The sequence below is a fragment of the Phyllobacterium sp. A18/5-2 genome (assembly GCF_025452215.1).
GTDB lineage: Bacteria > Pseudomonadota > Alphaproteobacteria > Rhizobiales > Rhizobiaceae > Phyllobacterium > Phyllobacterium sophorae.
In genome coordinates this window covers 565,845-581,071 of the sequence record NZ_CP104966.1, presented here as the reverse complement: position 1 = coordinate 581,071, position 15,227 = coordinate 565,845, and the positions used below count along the sequence as shown (strand labels likewise).

Annotated in this window: 10 protein-coding genes and 2 pseudogenes; 6 read left to right on the top strand and 6 right to left on the bottom strand. The window is 56.3% G+C overall.

Annotated elements, in window-relative coordinates:
• The first annotated feature begins 1 nt into the window (after nt 1).
• The 4 genes from N8E89_RS02890 to N8E89_RS02875 all read left to right on the top strand — a co-directional run bounded on the left by N8E89_RS02890 (nt 2) and on the right by N8E89_RS02875 (nt 5,019).
• Nucleotides 2-910, top strand: a complete 909-nt coding sequence (locus tag N8E89_RS02890) for a cation diffusion facilitator family transporter (RefSeq protein WP_113172128.1) — start codon at nt 2-4, stop codon at nt 908-910.
• 369 nt (nt 911-1,279) lie between these two features.
• Nucleotides 1,280-2,227, top strand: a complete 948-nt coding sequence (locus N8E89_RS02885; RefSeq protein ID WP_106664052.1) for an alpha/beta hydrolase — start codon at nt 1,280-1,282, stop codon at nt 2,225-2,227.
• A 326-nt stretch (nt 2,228-2,553) separates the two neighbouring features.
• Entirely contained in the window at nt 2,554-4,272 is a 1,719-nt protein-coding gene (leuA, locus tag N8E89_RS02880; RefSeq protein WP_410010329.1) for a 2-isopropylmalate synthase, read from the top strand.
• A gap of 126 nt (nt 4,273-4,398) precedes the next feature.
• On the top strand, nt 4,399-5,019 hold the full coding sequence (locus tag N8E89_RS02875) for a hypothetical protein (protein ID WP_113172129.1): 621 nt from the start codon (nt 4,399-4,401) through the stop codon (nt 5,017-5,019).
• 3 nt (nt 5,020-5,022) lie between these two features.
• Here the strand turns inward: N8E89_RS02875 and N8E89_RS02870 are convergent, their stop codons facing one another.
• Nucleotides 5,023-5,955 carry a metallophosphoesterase family protein gene (locus tag N8E89_RS02870; protein ID WP_113172130.1) on the bottom strand — a complete coding sequence of 311 codons (933 nt, stop codon included), beginning with the start codon at nt 5,953-5,955 and terminating at the stop codon, nt 5,023-5,025.
• Between the two features lie 85 nt (nt 5,956-6,040).
• Here N8E89_RS02870 and N8E89_RS02865 point away from each other — a divergent pair, with 85 nt between their 5' ends.
• Nucleotides 6,041-6,511 carry an NUDIX domain-containing protein gene (locus N8E89_RS02865; RefSeq protein WP_106664049.1) on the top strand — a complete coding sequence of 157 codons (471 nt, stop codon included), beginning with the start codon at nt 6,041-6,043 and terminating at the stop codon, nt 6,509-6,511.
• 3 nt (nt 6,512-6,514) lie between these two features.
• Here the strand turns inward: N8E89_RS02865 and N8E89_RS02860 are convergent, their stop codons facing one another.
• Nucleotides 6,515-7,492, bottom strand: a complete 978-nt coding sequence (locus tag N8E89_RS02860; RefSeq protein ID WP_106664048.1) for a glutathione S-transferase family protein — start codon at nt 7,490-7,492, stop codon at nt 6,515-6,517.
• Between the two features lie 322 nt (nt 7,493-7,814).
• On the opposite strand from N8E89_RS02860, the gene N8E89_RS02855 reads away from it, so the two are divergent.
• Complete coding sequence (locus N8E89_RS02855) at nt 7,815-8,327, top strand: GNAT family N-acetyltransferase (RefSeq protein ID WP_106664264.1); 513 nt, start codon at nt 7,815-7,817, stop codon at nt 8,325-8,327.
• A 1-nt stretch (nt 8,328) separates the two neighbouring features.
• On the opposite strand, the pseudogene N8E89_RS02850 reads toward N8E89_RS02855, so the two are convergent.
• The 4 genes and pseudogenes from N8E89_RS02850 to N8E89_RS02835 form a co-directional block, all read right to left on the bottom strand.
• Nucleotides 8,329-10,406, bottom strand: a pseudogene (locus N8E89_RS02850) (hypothetical protein).
• An 11-nt stretch (nt 10,407-10,417) separates the two neighbouring features.
• A pseudogene (locus N8E89_RS02845) lies at nt 10,418-13,251 on the bottom strand (DUF4159 domain-containing protein).
• Nucleotides 13,248-14,162, bottom strand: coding sequence for a DUF58 domain-containing protein (locus N8E89_RS02840; protein WP_113172133.1), 915 nt, complete (start codon nt 14,160-14,162; stop codon nt 13,248-13,250). The pseudogene N8E89_RS02845 and the gene N8E89_RS02840 overlap by 4 nt, the downstream one beginning before the upstream one ends.
• Nucleotides 14,162-15,169 carry an AAA family ATPase gene (locus tag N8E89_RS02835; RefSeq protein ID WP_106664044.1) on the bottom strand — a complete coding sequence of 336 codons (1,008 nt, stop codon included), beginning with the start codon at nt 15,167-15,169 and terminating at the stop codon, nt 14,162-14,164. The genes N8E89_RS02840 and N8E89_RS02835 overlap by 1 nt, the downstream gene beginning before the upstream one ends.
• Nucleotides 15,170-15,227: the final 58 nt, after the last annotated feature.

Genomic DNA, 15,227 nt, shown 5'->3' with positions numbered 1-15,227 from the left:
CATGAGTGAAGACACCACAGTTCAGCGGCTGGCTTTCTGGTCGATCTTCATTGGAATGACCGTACTTGCGCTGAAATACGGTGCCTATTACGTCACCGGCTCTGTCGCGCTTTATTCCGATGCGCTGGAGTCGATCGTCAATGTGGTGGCTGCGATGGCTGCGTGGTGGGCAATCCGTGTCAGTTACAAGCCCGCTGACCAAAATCATCCTTTTGGGCACCACAAGGCCGAGTATTTCTCGGCGGTGCTCGAAGGTGTGCTGATTGTTGTGGCCGCACTGTTGATTCTGCGCGAAGTCTGGCTTGCCTGGGAGACGCCGAGGACACTGGATCAGCCCTGGCTTGGTCTTGCGATCAATGGCGGGGCAACGGTCATCAATGCATTCTGGGCATCGTTGCTCATCAACCGCGGGCGAAAGCACCGATCTCCGGCCATGCAAGCCGACGGCAAGCATATTATGACCGATGTCGTAACATCCGTCGGCGTGTTTGCCGGCCTGGCCGGCGCAGTCATGACCGGCTGGACCATCCTCGATCCGCTGCTTGCGGTCATCGTGGCGCTGAACATCCTATGGCAAGGCTGGAGCGTGATCGGCAATTCGGTGCAAGGCCTGATGGATGTGGGTGTGGCGACCGAGGAAACCATGCGTATTCGTGACGTTATTTCCGCCAATGCGGGGGGCGCGCTGGAAGTGCATGACCTCAAGACACGCATTGCCGGTAGAATGACCTTTATCGAGTTTCATCTTGTAGTCGAAGCAAACATGAGCGTCGGCGATGCACACGTTATTTGCGATCGCATCGAAAACGCCCTGATGGCGCAGATCCCGGATGCCAGCGTGGTGATCCATGTAGAACCGGAAGACGAAGCGAAACTGCCGCTTGGCACGGCCGCCGTTCCATTCGCCTGAGTTTCCATTGTTTGCCGGAAGCGGAATGGGATTGTATCGTCTCATCGTCAAAATCGATGCAAGCCAGCAACAAATTGTAACGGATTATTTCAGCCGGTCATGATTTCGTTACAATTTTGTTGACATAGATGCAGGGCTGGGTCACATGTGCCTCAGCAATGCAATTCTCCACTATTGATGCGACGCCGGGGGCGTACGTCAGGGGACAGTAAATTTGGCGAGACGCATCAAGTCCCGAAATTGAGGATCGAGCGCCAATAGGCATGGCAGCGCCGAGCGGACAACCGCGGCTGTTTACAAGCTTAGTTAACCTTAAAGCAAACGATATCCGGATAGTATCCTTTGCTCAAAAACTGCCAGGATTAACTTATGGGTAAACCGTACTTATATGCACTGATTGCAGGCCTTTCTCTCTTCACTGCGGCGCATCCTGCAAGCGCGCGCAGCACAGCCGATTGCGACAAGCCGCAGTCCGCAAAAACGCAAGTTTTATCAGACACGGTTGATCCGCTGCCGGATGTCGATAAAAATGACAGCGTCGACGCTTGCACGCAGAAGAGCAAAGTGGTCTCGCAGGTGCCAGCAAAGGTCGCGCCCATCAATATCGTTGCAACAGGCGGTGCCAGTATTTTGAAGAAAGCGATCAAAGGCGATATTCTTCCCCAGAGCGAAGGATCGCTCTACGAAGATCTAGCATTCAAGTACCGTATCTACCGTCCCGAAACACCAAATGGCGATACGATGGTCCTGTTGCATGGCTCCGGCCAGGACGAGACCAGCCTTGTTTCCTTTGGTTCAAAAATAGCCCCGAACGCTGTGCTGTTCGCCGTGCGCGGACGCGTTATACAGGATGGATCGAGCCGCTGGTATCGCCGCCTGACGCCCGTCAGCTTTGACCAGAAAGACATTCGCTCCGAAGCAAAGGCTTTTGCCGAATTCCTGAAACAGGTGACCCAGCAATACAAGATTGACCCGAACCGCACGACCTTCCTCGGCTATTCCAACGGTGCCAACCTGGTCAACGCAGTGATGATGCTTTACCCGGATTTGGTAAAACAGGCCGTCCTGTTGCGTTCCATGCCGGTGTTGACCGAAACATCCGAGGCAAATCTTGCCAATGCACGGGTCCTGACAGTATCGGGCGCATCGGACCGACTCTATGCACCATATGCGCCTGCGCTCGAGGATATGTTGAGATCGCATGGCGCTCGCGTAGAAGCCCGTTCGATAAAGTCCGATCACGGGCTCGGGAAGGACGATGTGAAGGTCGTCAGCGAATGGCTGTCGGGAGCAACGGCTCAACTCAATAAGAATTGAACCTGCGATCAGATAGAGATCGTATTCGGCACCAATCCACTTGCATCCGGTCAGACAGTCGTTTATTTGTCTGACCCATGAAAACGCGCCCGACACATAAGTCCTTCGGCCAGTCTGCTTTTGCAGGCCTGACGAATCGCGCACTTCTCCTTCCGCTTCTCCTCGACCTTATCGGCGACCGCCGGGCTCGTTAAGAGGAGCGTCCGGCGGTCGAAATTGCCGCCTGGCTGTCGCTCCTTATCCCTTTACAAGACAAATGTAACGCCTAAGAAGAGTGCCGGGATCGCGAGGGAACCTATTCGCATCCGGCCGGAAACGAGAAGCAAATGACTGACATGATCGTCCCCGCAAAGACTATGGGCAAACAGAACGCGGGCATGCCCGATGCTGCCAAGAAGTACGAGCCCTATCCAATTGTCGACTTGAAAGACCGGCAATGGCCTTCCAAGCGTATCGAAAAAGCGCCTATCTGGTGCTCGGTCGATCTGCGCGATGGCAATCAGGCGCTGATAGACCCCATGGGGCATGACCGCAAGGTGCGCATGTTTGCGCTGTTGCTCGATATGGGTTTCAAGGAAATCGAAATCGGCTTTCCGTCAGCCTCGCAGACGGATTTCGATTTCGCCCGCTGGTGCGTAGAAGAAGGCAATTGCGGCCCGGACGTTTCTCTGCAGGTATTGGTACAATGCCGGCCGGAGCTGATTACAAGAACCTTCGAGTCGCTGGAAGGCGCACACAAGCCGATTGTGCATTTCTACAATTCCACCAGTGAATTGCAGCGCCGCGTGGTGTTCAACAAAGACGTCAATGGCATCAAGACTATCGCTACCGACGCTGCCAAGATGATCACCGACATGGCGGCAAAGGCAGGCGGCGGCTACCGCTTCGAATATTCGCCGGAAAGCTTCACCGGCACTGAACTGGACGTTGCGCTGGAAATTTGCAACGCGGTGACGGAGATCGTCAAACCAACGCCTGACAACAAATTGATCATCAACCTGCCATCGACCGTCGAGATGTCGACCCCGAATATCTATGCGGATCGCATCGAATGGATGTGCCGCCAGCTTGACAATCGCGAAAACCTGATCATTTCGCTGCATCCGCACAACGATCGCGGCACGGGCGTTGCGACGACGGAACTCGGACTGATGGCTGGCGCAGATCGTGTGGAAGGCACCTTGTTCGGCAATGGCGAGCGGACCGGCAATGTCGATATCGTTACGCTGGCGCTGAACATGTTTACACAAGGCGTAGATCCCGAACTCGACTGCTCCGATATTAACCGGATGAAAGAGGTCTATGAGTATTCCAATCAGCTGGTGATTCCGGAACGTCATCCCTACGTGGGCGAACTGGTCTACACGGCGTTCTCCGGCTCGCATCAGGATGCGATCAACAAGGGCATGAAAGCGATCAAGCGGGCCAACAAGACCCTGTGGGAAGTGCCTTATCTGCCGATCGATCCACAGGATGTCGGCCGCAGCTATGAAGCGATCATTCGCATCAATTCGCAATCAGGCAAGGGTGGCATCGCCTATATTCTCCAAGCCGACTATGGCTTGAACCTGCCGCGCGGCATGCAGGTGGAATTCCGTGAGGATATCCAGCAAATTACCGATGTGGAAGGCAAGGAGATGCCATCCAGGCGGATCTACGAGCGTTTTCAGGAGCTCTATGTCGAACAGCCCGATGCGCGCCTGAAATTCGTTGATCACCACACCTATCCCGACACTGAGCACAAGGGAATACGCATACTTTCTGCAGAGATCACCGATCGTGGTGAGACCAAGCGCATCGAGGGCAGGGGCACGGGACCGGTCGATGGTTTCATCGACGCACTTTCGCACTATCTCGGCATCAGGCTGTCGGTTGTGAATTATTCGGAGCATTCGCTTCAACACGGATCCGACGCCGCTGCCATCAGCTACATGGAAATTGAACACCCGGGCGGTAAAATCTTTGGTGCGGGCATAAACAAGAATATCGTGACTGCCTCGCTGGAGGGAATTATCTCGGCGGCAAACAGGATTATCGGAAAGTGAAGAAAGGCCCTTCGGGGTCTTTCTTTTTCTGCGGACGATTTCATTCCGGACAAGTTTCTGATGCAATGCCTGGCGCATATGGTTAATGATGTCGCTACAATTGCTACCCCTGTTCCGGAAACGCTCATGAGCGAGATGCGAGAAAAGATTAAAACTGCCGACAATCGTCACAAGCTCGCCGACGCCATTCGTGGTGCTCAGGTCGCCACGGCGGATCGCGGCGACGTTGTCATCGACATGAAGGAAGCCGATCTCGCCCGGATCGAAATTCTCGCTCAGGATCTCAAGGCCGTTTTTGACGAAGTGCCTGCCGATGATCTGCAGTGGGACTTCGCGGTCTCGAGTGGACTGCAGCCGCGATTATGGATTGACGCTACGTCACATGTGATGATGGCCCGGGATCGACGGACATATCGTTTTGTCCGCGATACCCGGCTCGGACGGATTGTGCTGGCGGAATCAACGGACGTCGGGCCGATTTCCGATGCCGTAACCAACTACATCGCGGAGCGCATCGTCGAGCGTCAGAAGTTGATGGAAGGTGAACGGATTAGCCTTCGTCCCGCAAATGTTTCGATGGAATCAACTGAGAGGAGGCATTCCGGTACGTCGTCAGCATCGATGGCTCCGCGCCCCTCTGTTTTCAGTAACGCTGTTACGATCATGACGTGGTTTCTGATCGGCGCGCTGGCAGGTGCCGGTGCGCTCCTCGCCTTTTTCTGGGATCGGCTGGCGCAGTTCTTTTGAACGCTACACAGACGTAAGGACTGCTCCGACCGTCAGGTCATGCTCTCGAATTGTGCGTATGGTCATATGCTCGTCGACAATTCCGCGCTCCACCATCTGGCAGGACCAGCCCGCATTCGTTTTTGCAATCGCAAACAAATTGAACGCGGCTGGCGGGCGGTGATTTTGATTTCCTCCGAAACCCTGGCTTGCCGACGGAACGCAGATCACGGGGATTTTCCAGCTTGGTCCCTCAATCTCGTAGCGGGTCGCGAGGTGCGTGTGGCCGTGAAGGATCAGTTCGCCGCCATGCTTGCGGACCGTGCGCTGAAAAAGACCAATGCCAAGCAACCTCTTATGCGAGGGCGCAGCGCCGCGTACCGGCGGGTGGTGGATCATGATCACTCGAAACAGACCACGTTCACCGGTTTCGTCGAGAATTTCCCCCAGTTTTCGCGCCTGCCGTTCACGTATATCGCCAGTTGCCATAAAGGGTGCCGTTGCGCGTGCCGATGAGACACCAATCAGCGCAACAGCTCCGCGAACCCGCAAATAGGGAAATTCGACGGGACTGTTTGCGGACGCCTCGCGATCCCCACGCATCCATGGCGCCCAGAACCGGCGCGTTTTCTTCAGCGCGCCTGGCACATAGGCGTCGTGATTGCCGGGAACAACCGAAACATCAGCAGGATCGCCGAGCGTTTTCAGCCAGCGCTGTGCCGTTTCGAGTTCCTCATCCAAAGCGAGATTAACCAAGTCGCCTGTCACGGCGATATGATCAGGCGCCTGTGTCTTCATATCGGCGACAAGCGTATCCAAGGTACCGCCGGTCATCGAGTCTTTGCGGTTGGAACGCCAGTTGATGTAGCCGGTTATACGCTTGGAAATCAGCTCGCGCAGGGTTAGCGCCGGAAGCGGCGACAGGTGAATATCGGAGATATGGGCGAGACGGAACATTATTTCAGCTTTATGGGAGTACGCAGGCGAAATCCAGTGATAGAACCGTCGCACAAAGCCGAGGTTCCGCTCAAGGTTATACGGAATGGTTGAAAAACGATCAAAATGGCGTCACCGCCTGTTTCATACCTATTTTTTGCTTCGCCGTCCGATGACGCTGGGTGCACGGGGTGTTGTCATCGATGAGGGCGAGAAGTCGGTGTTTCTCATTCGCCATACCTACGTGCCTGGCTGGCAATTTCCCGGCGGGGGTGTTGAGCCTGGTCACACTGTCGAGCAAACCCTGGCCAAGGAATTGATGGAAGAAGGCAATATCGAGCTGACGGGCCGGCCTCAGCTCTTTGCCATCTACCACAATGCCCATGCATCGAGGCGTGATCATGTCGCTCTTTATGTCTGCCGCTCCTTCCGGCAAACCGCCCCCTTCTTATCCAATCGTGAAATTGCCGAGGCAAGATTTTTCAGATTGGATGCTCTGCCGGACGACATAACACCTTCAACCCGGCGCCGATTGGCTGAAATCCTGAACGGTGCCGAAGTGCCGCTCGCCTGGTAGCAATCAGAAGCGGTCCCGGTCGTGCGGCAGGGTCAAGTCAAGTTCGGGTCCAATCGGGATTATCCCAGTTGGATTGATTGTCTTGTGGCTACCATAGTAGTGCGCCTTGATATGCTTCAGGTTGACCGTTGGCGCGACTCCCGGCACCTGATAGAGGTCGCGTGTGTAGTTGGACAGGTTCGGATAATCGGCTATGCGCTGGCGGTTGCATTTGAAGTGTCCGACATAGACCGGGTCGAAGCGCAAGAGGGTGGTGAACAGCCGCCAATCGGCTTCTGTTATCTGGTTGCCTACCAGATAACGTTGTTTCGAAAGCCGCTCTTCGACCTGATCGAGCGTGTCGAAAAGCTGGCTGAAAGCTTCCTCGTAAGCTTCCTGTGTCGTGGCAAAACCGGCACGATACACGCCATTGTTGATGTTAGGGTAAATGAGTGCGTTGATCGCTTCGATCTGTCTGCGCTGGTCTTCGGGATAGAAATCAATTGAAGCATCGCCGAAGTCATCGAATGCCGAATTGAACATGCGGATAATCTCGGATGATTCGTTCGAAACGATAAGATTTTGCTGCTTGTCCCAAAGGACCGGCACGGTTACCCGCCCAGAATAGTTCCGGTCTCCGCGTGAATAGACCTCGTGCAGGCGCTTGTAACCGAAGAGATGATCAGGCGTGGAACCGTCTTTCTCATAGAAAGTCCAGCCTTCAGCTCCCATATAGTGATCGACCACGGACACCGAAATGACGTCCTGCAGTTGTTTCAGCGTACGGAAGATCAACGTGCGATGGGCCCAGGGGCAGGCATAGGAAACGTAGAGGTGGTAACGGCCAGACTCAGCCTTGAAGCCCGCTTTGCCGGTCGGTCCGGCGCTGCCATCGGCGGTAACCCAATTGCGAAACTGTGACTCGACTCGGATAAAGCGCCCGCCACTATCCTTGGTATCGTACCATTGGTTGTGCCAGACGCCATCGATCAATAGGCCCATATCATTGCTCCTTGCCCTCACATGAGGCTGCCATCAGGGGGAATTTATTATCCTGTCTTTTACCTAGACTTTAATCTTCGCCCATCCAGTACGAGCGGAGTGAACAGAGCGTCACTTTTTGCTCATAAGATTCTGAATTTCGGTTTACGTGGTGCTGGTTTGATGTTAGGCGAACGAAAAAGGAGACTTTTGTGGCAGGAATTCTGTTCATCCGACGATGAAACCCGAACCGGCGCTGATTGCGCGGCGGAAGTTCCTGTGTTGGCCAACGGTCCCATCATGGTCCAAGGCGATTGTCCACTCCTTTAAAAAGATACCCAGCATGCTGACCCATGTCGTGACGTACACGCCGGAAGAACCGGTGCATGATTCTGCCATCGAAGACATCAATAAAGAGGCCTTCGGACCTGGAAGGTTCACCCGTGCCGCCTACAGGATCCGCGAGGGCGGGCCGCATGACCGCAGGCTTTCCTTTGTCGCGCTGAATGGCGAGCATGTGATCGCGTCGGTCCGGTTTACGCCAATCATGATCGGCATAACACCAGCACTGCTGCTTGGTCCTCTGGCGGTGCGGCCAGCCTGGAAAAACAAGGGAATTGGCCGGGCATTGATGCGCACCGGCATGGAATCTGCGCGAATTGCGGGACACAAGCTCGTCATCCTCGTTGGAGACGAACCCTACTACGCGCCATTTGGATTTCGTGCTATTCCGGGTCATCAGATCGAGATGCCTGCTCCCGTCGATCCCGCTCGGTTTCTTGCTTGTGAACTCACACCTCGTTCGTTGCTGAATGTTGAGGGAAAAGTGCGTCATGCGTCCGTGGCGGACGGTTGAGTTATTTTCCCTCGCGATACCACATGCCGCCAAGGACGAGGATCATTGCGGCAAGACCAAGAAAACCTGAAAACAATGGCAGCCGCGTAACACTCTTGAGCACTGTTTCATTTGTCGGACGCAAGCCGATCCAGTTGTCTCCGCTGGCGTTAGCCATACCGCGGGAGGCGACAACGTTGGGTACTTCGATCGAGTTCTGGTCCGTAGTGGGGCGCAGACGGCGCGTGCCGCCGCCGGTCTGGCGCGCGAGCGGATCGAGTTTGGCGGTGGTCGAAACATTGTCAGTAAATTCCGGCGCATCCACTGGTCCGACATGGGCGAGTGTCGTCAACTCGCCGTTGGCCACCTGATAGAGACCAATTTCATCGGTCGGGACAGAAGCGGTGAACACACCCGGCTCGGTTTCGGTAAGTGGGATGGATTTCGTCTTTCCCGACGGTGTAATTATACTCGCTGGGTCGGCGACCTTCTTCATGGTCTGGCGATGGATTTCAAGATTGCGGCCACTGCCCTTCGCGGTAAGAGCTTCTTCTTCGAGTTCCGGTTCTTTCATCAGCCAATGGGCAATACGGCGGTAGAGTGCTGCATGGGGCCCGCCACCCTCAAACCCGCGCGCCCAGAGCCAGCCCTGATCGGAGAGAAACATTCCGACGCGGCCTTCGCCCATACGATTGAGCACCAGAAGCGGCCTCTCACCGGCATTCATGATGACCGAACCTTCCGGCGGATTTACATCGATGACACGGAACCAGCGGCTCCAGTTCGGCGGTTCCTGTTCGCTGCCTTCGAGCCCGCGCGTGACCGGATGGCGTTTGCCCTGGTCGCTCAAGCGTGGATAGAAAGCCCGTTCTTCAATATTCCCCGTTGGTGTTGCCGGAAGCACCGACAGCAGGGGTGTATTGGCGATAGACATATTGCCCGCATATTCGGGGCCAGCGGCAATAAGCAAGGCTCCGCCCTTTTGGACATAATCATTGATGTAGTCGTAGTAGAGCAGCGACATCACATCGCGGTGCTGATAACGATCGAAAATGATCAGATCAAATTCACCTATCTTGTCAACGAAGAGCTCTCGCGTCGGGAAGGCGATCAGCGCGAGTTCGGGTAGCGGGGTCGAGTCCTGTTTTTCGGGCGGGCGCAAAATAGTGAAATGCACCAGATCAACCGATGCATCAGATTTCAGAAGGTTGCGCCACGTGCGTTCGCCATTATGGGGCTCGCCCGAGATGAGAAGTACCCGCAGGTTTTCACGAATCCCGTCCACCATCGCAACAGCACGATTATTGACCTCAGTGAGTTCGCCTGGAACGGAATCCACCGTTATCTCAACGATATTGATACCGGCGCGTGAAAGCGTCACTTCCATCGGCATTTCCTCGCCGACGATGGCATCTGTGTTGGCTGTTTCTGTGCCATTGACCCGCACACGCACCCGAACGCGACTACCCGGGGGGCTCGTTCGATGCCGTAACCTTATACGCCATTTGCTGTGGCTTGCCGGTCAAGCCAAAGCGCGGTGCGCGAACGAACTGAATACGCCGATCGATTTCGCCGGGCGTGCCGGTTATAAGACCGTGGACTGGCGCATTGAAACCAAGGCCAGCCGGATCTCGGCGGGATGTCATGAACCTGGCCGTCCGTGATCATGATCGCACCGCCTATGCGTGAAGGCGGCACATCACGAAAAGCACTATTCAGGGCCTGGAACAGCCGTGTCGATACCGCGTCGTCATTTTCGCTGGCACGGCCCGTCTCGACGGTTCGAACGTCGAACTGCGGCAGACGGGAAAGGGCTGTCTGCACCTGTTTGAGTGCCACATCCGTATCGGCCCTGCGGTTGCCAATGTCCTGGCTTTGACTGCGGTCGGCGATCACAGCAACGACACTTTTCAATGGTTCGCGTTCTTCATTCACGACGATCGGGTTGAACAGAGCCATCGAAAATGCCGCGACGGCCAGCAGTCGGAGCAAACTGCCACGTTGACGAAAGTAGATGCCAACCAATGTCAGGACGAACATCGGGACCAGCAACAAGACCAGTAGTGCGGTTGACACCAGGGGCTGGAAATCCAAGGACAGATACATGGCGCTCAGTTCCCCAACCGTTCCAGGAGATCGGGCACGTGCACTTGATCAGATTTGTAATTTCCGGTCAGCATGTACATCACGATATTGATGCCAGTACGATAGGCATAGGTGCGCTGTATGAGATCATTGGGTACGGTCGGCAATAATGGCGAGCCATTGGCATCGATCGCCCAGGCTCCGGCAAAATCATTGCCCGTGATCATGATCGGGGTGACACCATCGCCCGCGCGAACGGGCCGGTCGGCGCGAGCTTCTGTTGACAATGAGGCCTGCACCCACAGCGGGCTGCCGCGGTAACGACCCGGAAAATCCTGCAGGATATAGAAAGACTTGGTCAGAACATGATCGCTGGGCACCGGTTCGAGCGGCGGGATGTTCAGCCCGGCTAGGATTTCGCGCAATCTCTGGTTGGACGGTGTCGTCGCATTCTCAAAGCCGATCGCTGCCGCATCCTGGTCCCGCGTGTCGAAGAGAACTGTCCCACCCTGCTGCATATAGGCATCGATTTTGGCAATGGCCTCGGGCGAAGGCATCCTCGCGGAGGAATCGACCGGCCAGTAAATGAGCGGAAAGAATGCAAGTTCATCCGTTGCGGGATTGACGCCGATTGGCTCTCCCGGCTCTAGCGCCGTGCTTTCGGAGAGTGCCTTTGACAGGCCTGACAAGCCTGCCTTGCTGATATCATCGATCGCGCTGTCGCCCGTAATCACATAGGCGAGGTGGGTGACATTGATCGCCTCGAGGATGGTTTGATCTCCGGGTTTGCTGTCATTTTGCTGGGCATGCGCGGGGGATGGTCCAAATGCGATAACGGCAGGGAGCAGCAAGACTGCCAAAGACGCAGCGGCTGTGGTGCGGAAACGCCTGCGCAGGTGGCCACCGAGCCAAAGGAACGCGATCGCATCGAAGTGCCAACATTGATGCAGCCAGTGCGAACAGGGGCCCCCGCAGCTGTACGGATTCATCGACCGCGTAACGCGCTGTCGTCACCGGAATTGTCAATTCAGGTCTCGCCAACGGTTTGATCTCGCCGTCGGGCTTGAAGAGGTTGAGTGCCGACATCGCGTCCTCTACGCCGTAAAAGCCGGGTGGATTGTCGAAACTCACCTGTGGGTTTTGACCAGCTCTGGCTATGAGAGGTCGCGTGTCGCCGCCTGGAGGTGTGAGCGAACCTTCTGCATTCAGAGTAAGATAGGGCGGAAGTGCGCGCGAAACATCGGCGCCGTTTGAACCTGCGATGGGCCCAGCATTGCGAGAGAGCGTAACGATGCGATGCAGCATATCGACAAAGCTGCCGCTGATTGGCAGGTTCGACCAGGTGGCCTCAGGCGTGACATGGAAGAGGACCAACTGTCCGCGTTTGCGAAGTCTCGCCAGTCACGAGCGGAGTACCGTCGGCGAGATTGGCCCAGCTTTTGTCGTAGAGGTCTGAAGACGGCTCTGCCAGCACCTGCCGCGTCACGGTAACGTCCTGCGGTGTCGGTAGGCCGGCGAAGGGACCGTTCTCCGGGAAGGCGGCTACCGGCTGTGATTCCTTCCACGATAGGGCGCCGCCCAAGGACCGTTCGCCCTTGCGCAGGATTACAGGCAACAAAGGATCTTCTTCGCTGCCCCCCGCCAGACGTGGCCCAGCGAACCGGATCAGAGTGCCACCATTGTTTACCCAGTCGGACAGGACCTGTTCGGTTTCAGGCGGCAACTTGCCGATATCCGCCATAATGACAACCGATGGTTTCTGCTCAAGAAGTTCCGGCACAGCCCGCACGAGCTCTGCATTGCGCGGTCGCAGGAGGTCGGCGAAAGGTTCAAGGGCGCGCGATATATAGTAGAGCGGCGAAAGAAGGGGTTGTGACAGATCGGCTTCCGACCCGGACAGCAAGGCCACACGCCTGCGCTTGTTGTTGTCATCGATCAGGTAGGTTGCACCGGCCTGAGCAGTACCGTCGATACGCAGGGTGTGGAAATCATTGCGCAGCTCGTATGGGGCGTTGATGACGGCCTGGCCGGTAGCCTCGCCAGCAGAAAAGATCAGACCGGTTTCGGCGATGCGCCGCCCTTTTTCATCAAATGCGCCAATCGTCACTGCGCCCTGTCCGCGCTCATTGCTTGGACGTACCGCATGCACGGTCAAGCCGTTGGCGTTGTTCTCGGCCTGGCGAATAGCTGCGAGCGAGGTTATCGAAGGTTGATACCAGATCAAGGATGCTATTCCTGCGTCTTCGAGTGATTTCAACGCTTCAGCCGCCTGAGGCGTATCGATACCATCGTTGAGGTACGCAACGCGCGTGCCAGATACGTTTGCGAGTGTTGTTCTCAGCCGAGCGAATGCACCGGCGCGATCAACCGGGATTGGCCGGACGGCCAATGCGCGCACCCGTTCCAACGCCGTGCTGGCATTAAACGGACCAATATCCGTATTTGCTCTCTCAGCAGTCCCGAGAATGTAGATCAGCGCCCCGGATTGCTCCGCATCGCCAATCAATCGCTCAGCGGTTTCCTTGCGCGCATCCCATTCCTCATTTGAAGACCAACCGTTGTCGAGAACGATCGCAACGGGTTCCTTGCCCGTCAATGTTTCGGGGCGCGGGTTCCAGACAGGCTCCGACAAAGCGAGAATGACAAGCGCGGCAAGCAGCAGGCGCAGGAGGGTCAGCCACCAGGGGCTCTTGTTCGGAGTCTCTTCCTTCTTCAGGAGTTGCGCCAGGATCCTAAGTGGAGGAAACACTTCCCTGACCGGCCGTGGTGGGGTTATCCGCAGCAACCACCAGATAACAGGAAGGACAACCAGAGCTGCAAGAATGGCGGGAGCGCCGAAGGCCAGCGGAAGGGCATTCATGAGCCTCCTCCCTGATAGCCTATGCTGGCGGTCATGTTCATATGCACTGTTACGAGCGCTTCGGAAGCAAGGTGATCGGTACGGTTGATGGTGTAACTCCAGCCAATCCGCTTGCAGAAGGAACTCAACGTTTCACGGCGCGCGTAGAACAGACGCCGATAGTCTTCCGCGTAGTCCTGGGCGCGGCCGAAGGTCAGTGACGCCCCGGTCTCCGGATCAACGAATTCCGTCCGTCGCTTATAGGGGAAATCTTCCTCAGCCGGGTCGTAAACTTCGATCAGATGAGCGCGCGCACCATCGTGAGCCAGTTTCTGCAAAATGCCCAGCGTCTCTTCGACCGGCTCAAGAAAATCACTGACAAGCACCACGTCGGAAAACCGGCGTACTTTGCTGAGGTCAGGTTTGGCGGGCAGGCTTGTTGCGTGGGAGAGCAAGGTTGCCAGGCGTTCCGCGCCGTTTCGGGCAGAGGATGGATCTGTTATATCGGGAAAGCCGATGCGCTCTCCGCTGCGCGACAGAAGTTCTGCCAATGCAAGAACCATGACGAGCGCACGCGACTCTTTCGACACATGTGCCTGTTCTGATTTGTAGAGCATTGAAGGAGAGGGATCAGCCCATAGCCAGACGGTGTGGGCCGCTTCCCATTCCTGGTCGCGGATGTAGGTACGGTCATCGCGGGCCGACCGGCGCCAGTCGATGCGCGATACTGCTTCACCCTCTGTGTAGGGTCGAAACTGCCAGAAACTTTCGCCGACTCCCCTCTTGCGGCGACCATGCCAGCCGGTATTGACGGTATTGAGGATGCGGCGCGCTTCGACCAGAAGATCAGGCAGCAAGGCGGCACGCTGGCGGGCTCGCGCAAGGGCGTCGCCCGTCTCGGTCCGCTGAACTTGCGTGCCGATTGCTGGCATCAGAGAGCAACCTTGGTGATGTTGCCGATGACGTCACGTACGTTCATTCCGTCGGCTCGCGCGGCAAAAGTAAGCGCCATACGATGCTGCAATACCGGCTCGGCAAGCGCTTTGACATCGTCGACCGATGGGGCCAGGCGCCCATCATAGAGGGCACGGGCGCGGGCGCAGAGCATCAATGCCTGGCTGGCCCGTGGACCGGGACCCCAAGAGATGAATTTCTTCGCAATCTCATTATCGGCGCCCGGACGGGCAGAGCGGACAAGCTTGAGAATGGCATCGACGACGCCTTCAGGTACCGGCATACGCCGGATAAGCTGTTGCATCTCGCGGAGGCGTTCCGCATCAATCGTTCTTTCCGCCACGGCCTCGGATGTACCGGTCGTTTCAAGAAGGACGCGTCGCTCCGCTTCGATTTCCGGATAGAGAATATCGATCTGCATCAGGAACCGGTCAAGTTGCGCTTCCGGCAGCGGGTAAGTGCCTTCTTGCTCGAGCGGGTTCTGCGTTGCCAGCACATGGAAAGGCTGCGGCAAATCATGGCGCTCGCCTGCGATCGTCACATGGTACTCCTGCATGGCCTGCAGCAGCGCCGATTGTGTGCGTGGTGATGCGCGGTTTATTTCGTCGGCCATGAGCAATTGAGCGAAAACCGGACCTTTGACATAACGGAAATAACGTTTGCCGTTATCGTCCTGCTCCATGATCTCAGAACCGAGAATATCTGATGGCATGAGGTCGGGAGTAAACTGAATGCGGCGATCGTCAAGGCCAAGCACCGTTCCCAGCGTTTCCACCAGCTTTGTCTTTGCCAGGCCCGGGACGCCGACCAAAAGAGCATGCCCACCTGCCAGAAGTGCCACGAGTGTTCGTTCGATGACACTTTCCTGACCGAAGATGACCGTGCCTATGCCTTGTCTTATCTTCGCAATATCGGCCAGCGCTTTCTCTGCCTCGGCGATCATGGCCTTGGGGTCGGACGGTACCTCAGGTTTAATCATGGTCATGGATTCACCTCACCGCTGGTATCTGATCAGAGTCTGTCTTAAATGACTCTAAATCACT

Coding starts and splice junctions, on each gene's coding strand:
- N8E89_RS02890 (WP_113172128.1), top strand. CDS start 2: ATGAGTGAAGACACCACAGTTCAGCGGCTGGCTTTCTGGTCGATCTTC.
- N8E89_RS02885 (WP_106664052.1), top strand. CDS start 1,280: ATGGGTAAACCGTACTTATATGCACTGATTGCAGGCCTTTCTCTCTTC.
- leuA (WP_410010329.1), top strand. CDS start 2,554: ATGACTGACATGATCGTCCCCGCAAAGACTATGGGCAAACAGAACGCG.
- N8E89_RS02875 (WP_113172129.1), top strand. CDS start 4,399: ATGAGCGAGATGCGAGAAAAGATTAAAACTGCCGACAATCGTCACAAG.
- N8E89_RS02870 (WP_113172130.1), bottom strand. CDS start 5,955: ATGTTCCGTCTCGCCCATATCTCCGATATTCACCTGTCGCCGCTTCCG.
- N8E89_RS02865 (WP_106664049.1), top strand. CDS start 6,041: ATGGTTGAAAAACGATCAAAATGGCGTCACCGCCTGTTTCATACCTAT.
- N8E89_RS02860 (WP_106664048.1), bottom strand. CDS start 7,492: ATGGGCCTATTGATCGATGGCGTCTGGCACAACCAATGGTACGATACC.
- N8E89_RS02855 (WP_106664264.1), top strand. CDS start 7,815: ATGCTGACCCATGTCGTGACGTACACGCCGGAAGAACCGGTGCATGAT.
- N8E89_RS02840 (WP_113172133.1), bottom strand. CDS start 14,162: ATGCCAGCAATCGGCACGCAAGTTCAGCGGACCGAGACGGGCGACGCC.
- N8E89_RS02835 (WP_106664044.1), bottom strand. CDS start 15,169: ATGACCATGATTAAACCTGAGGTACCGTCCGACCCCAAGGCCATGATC.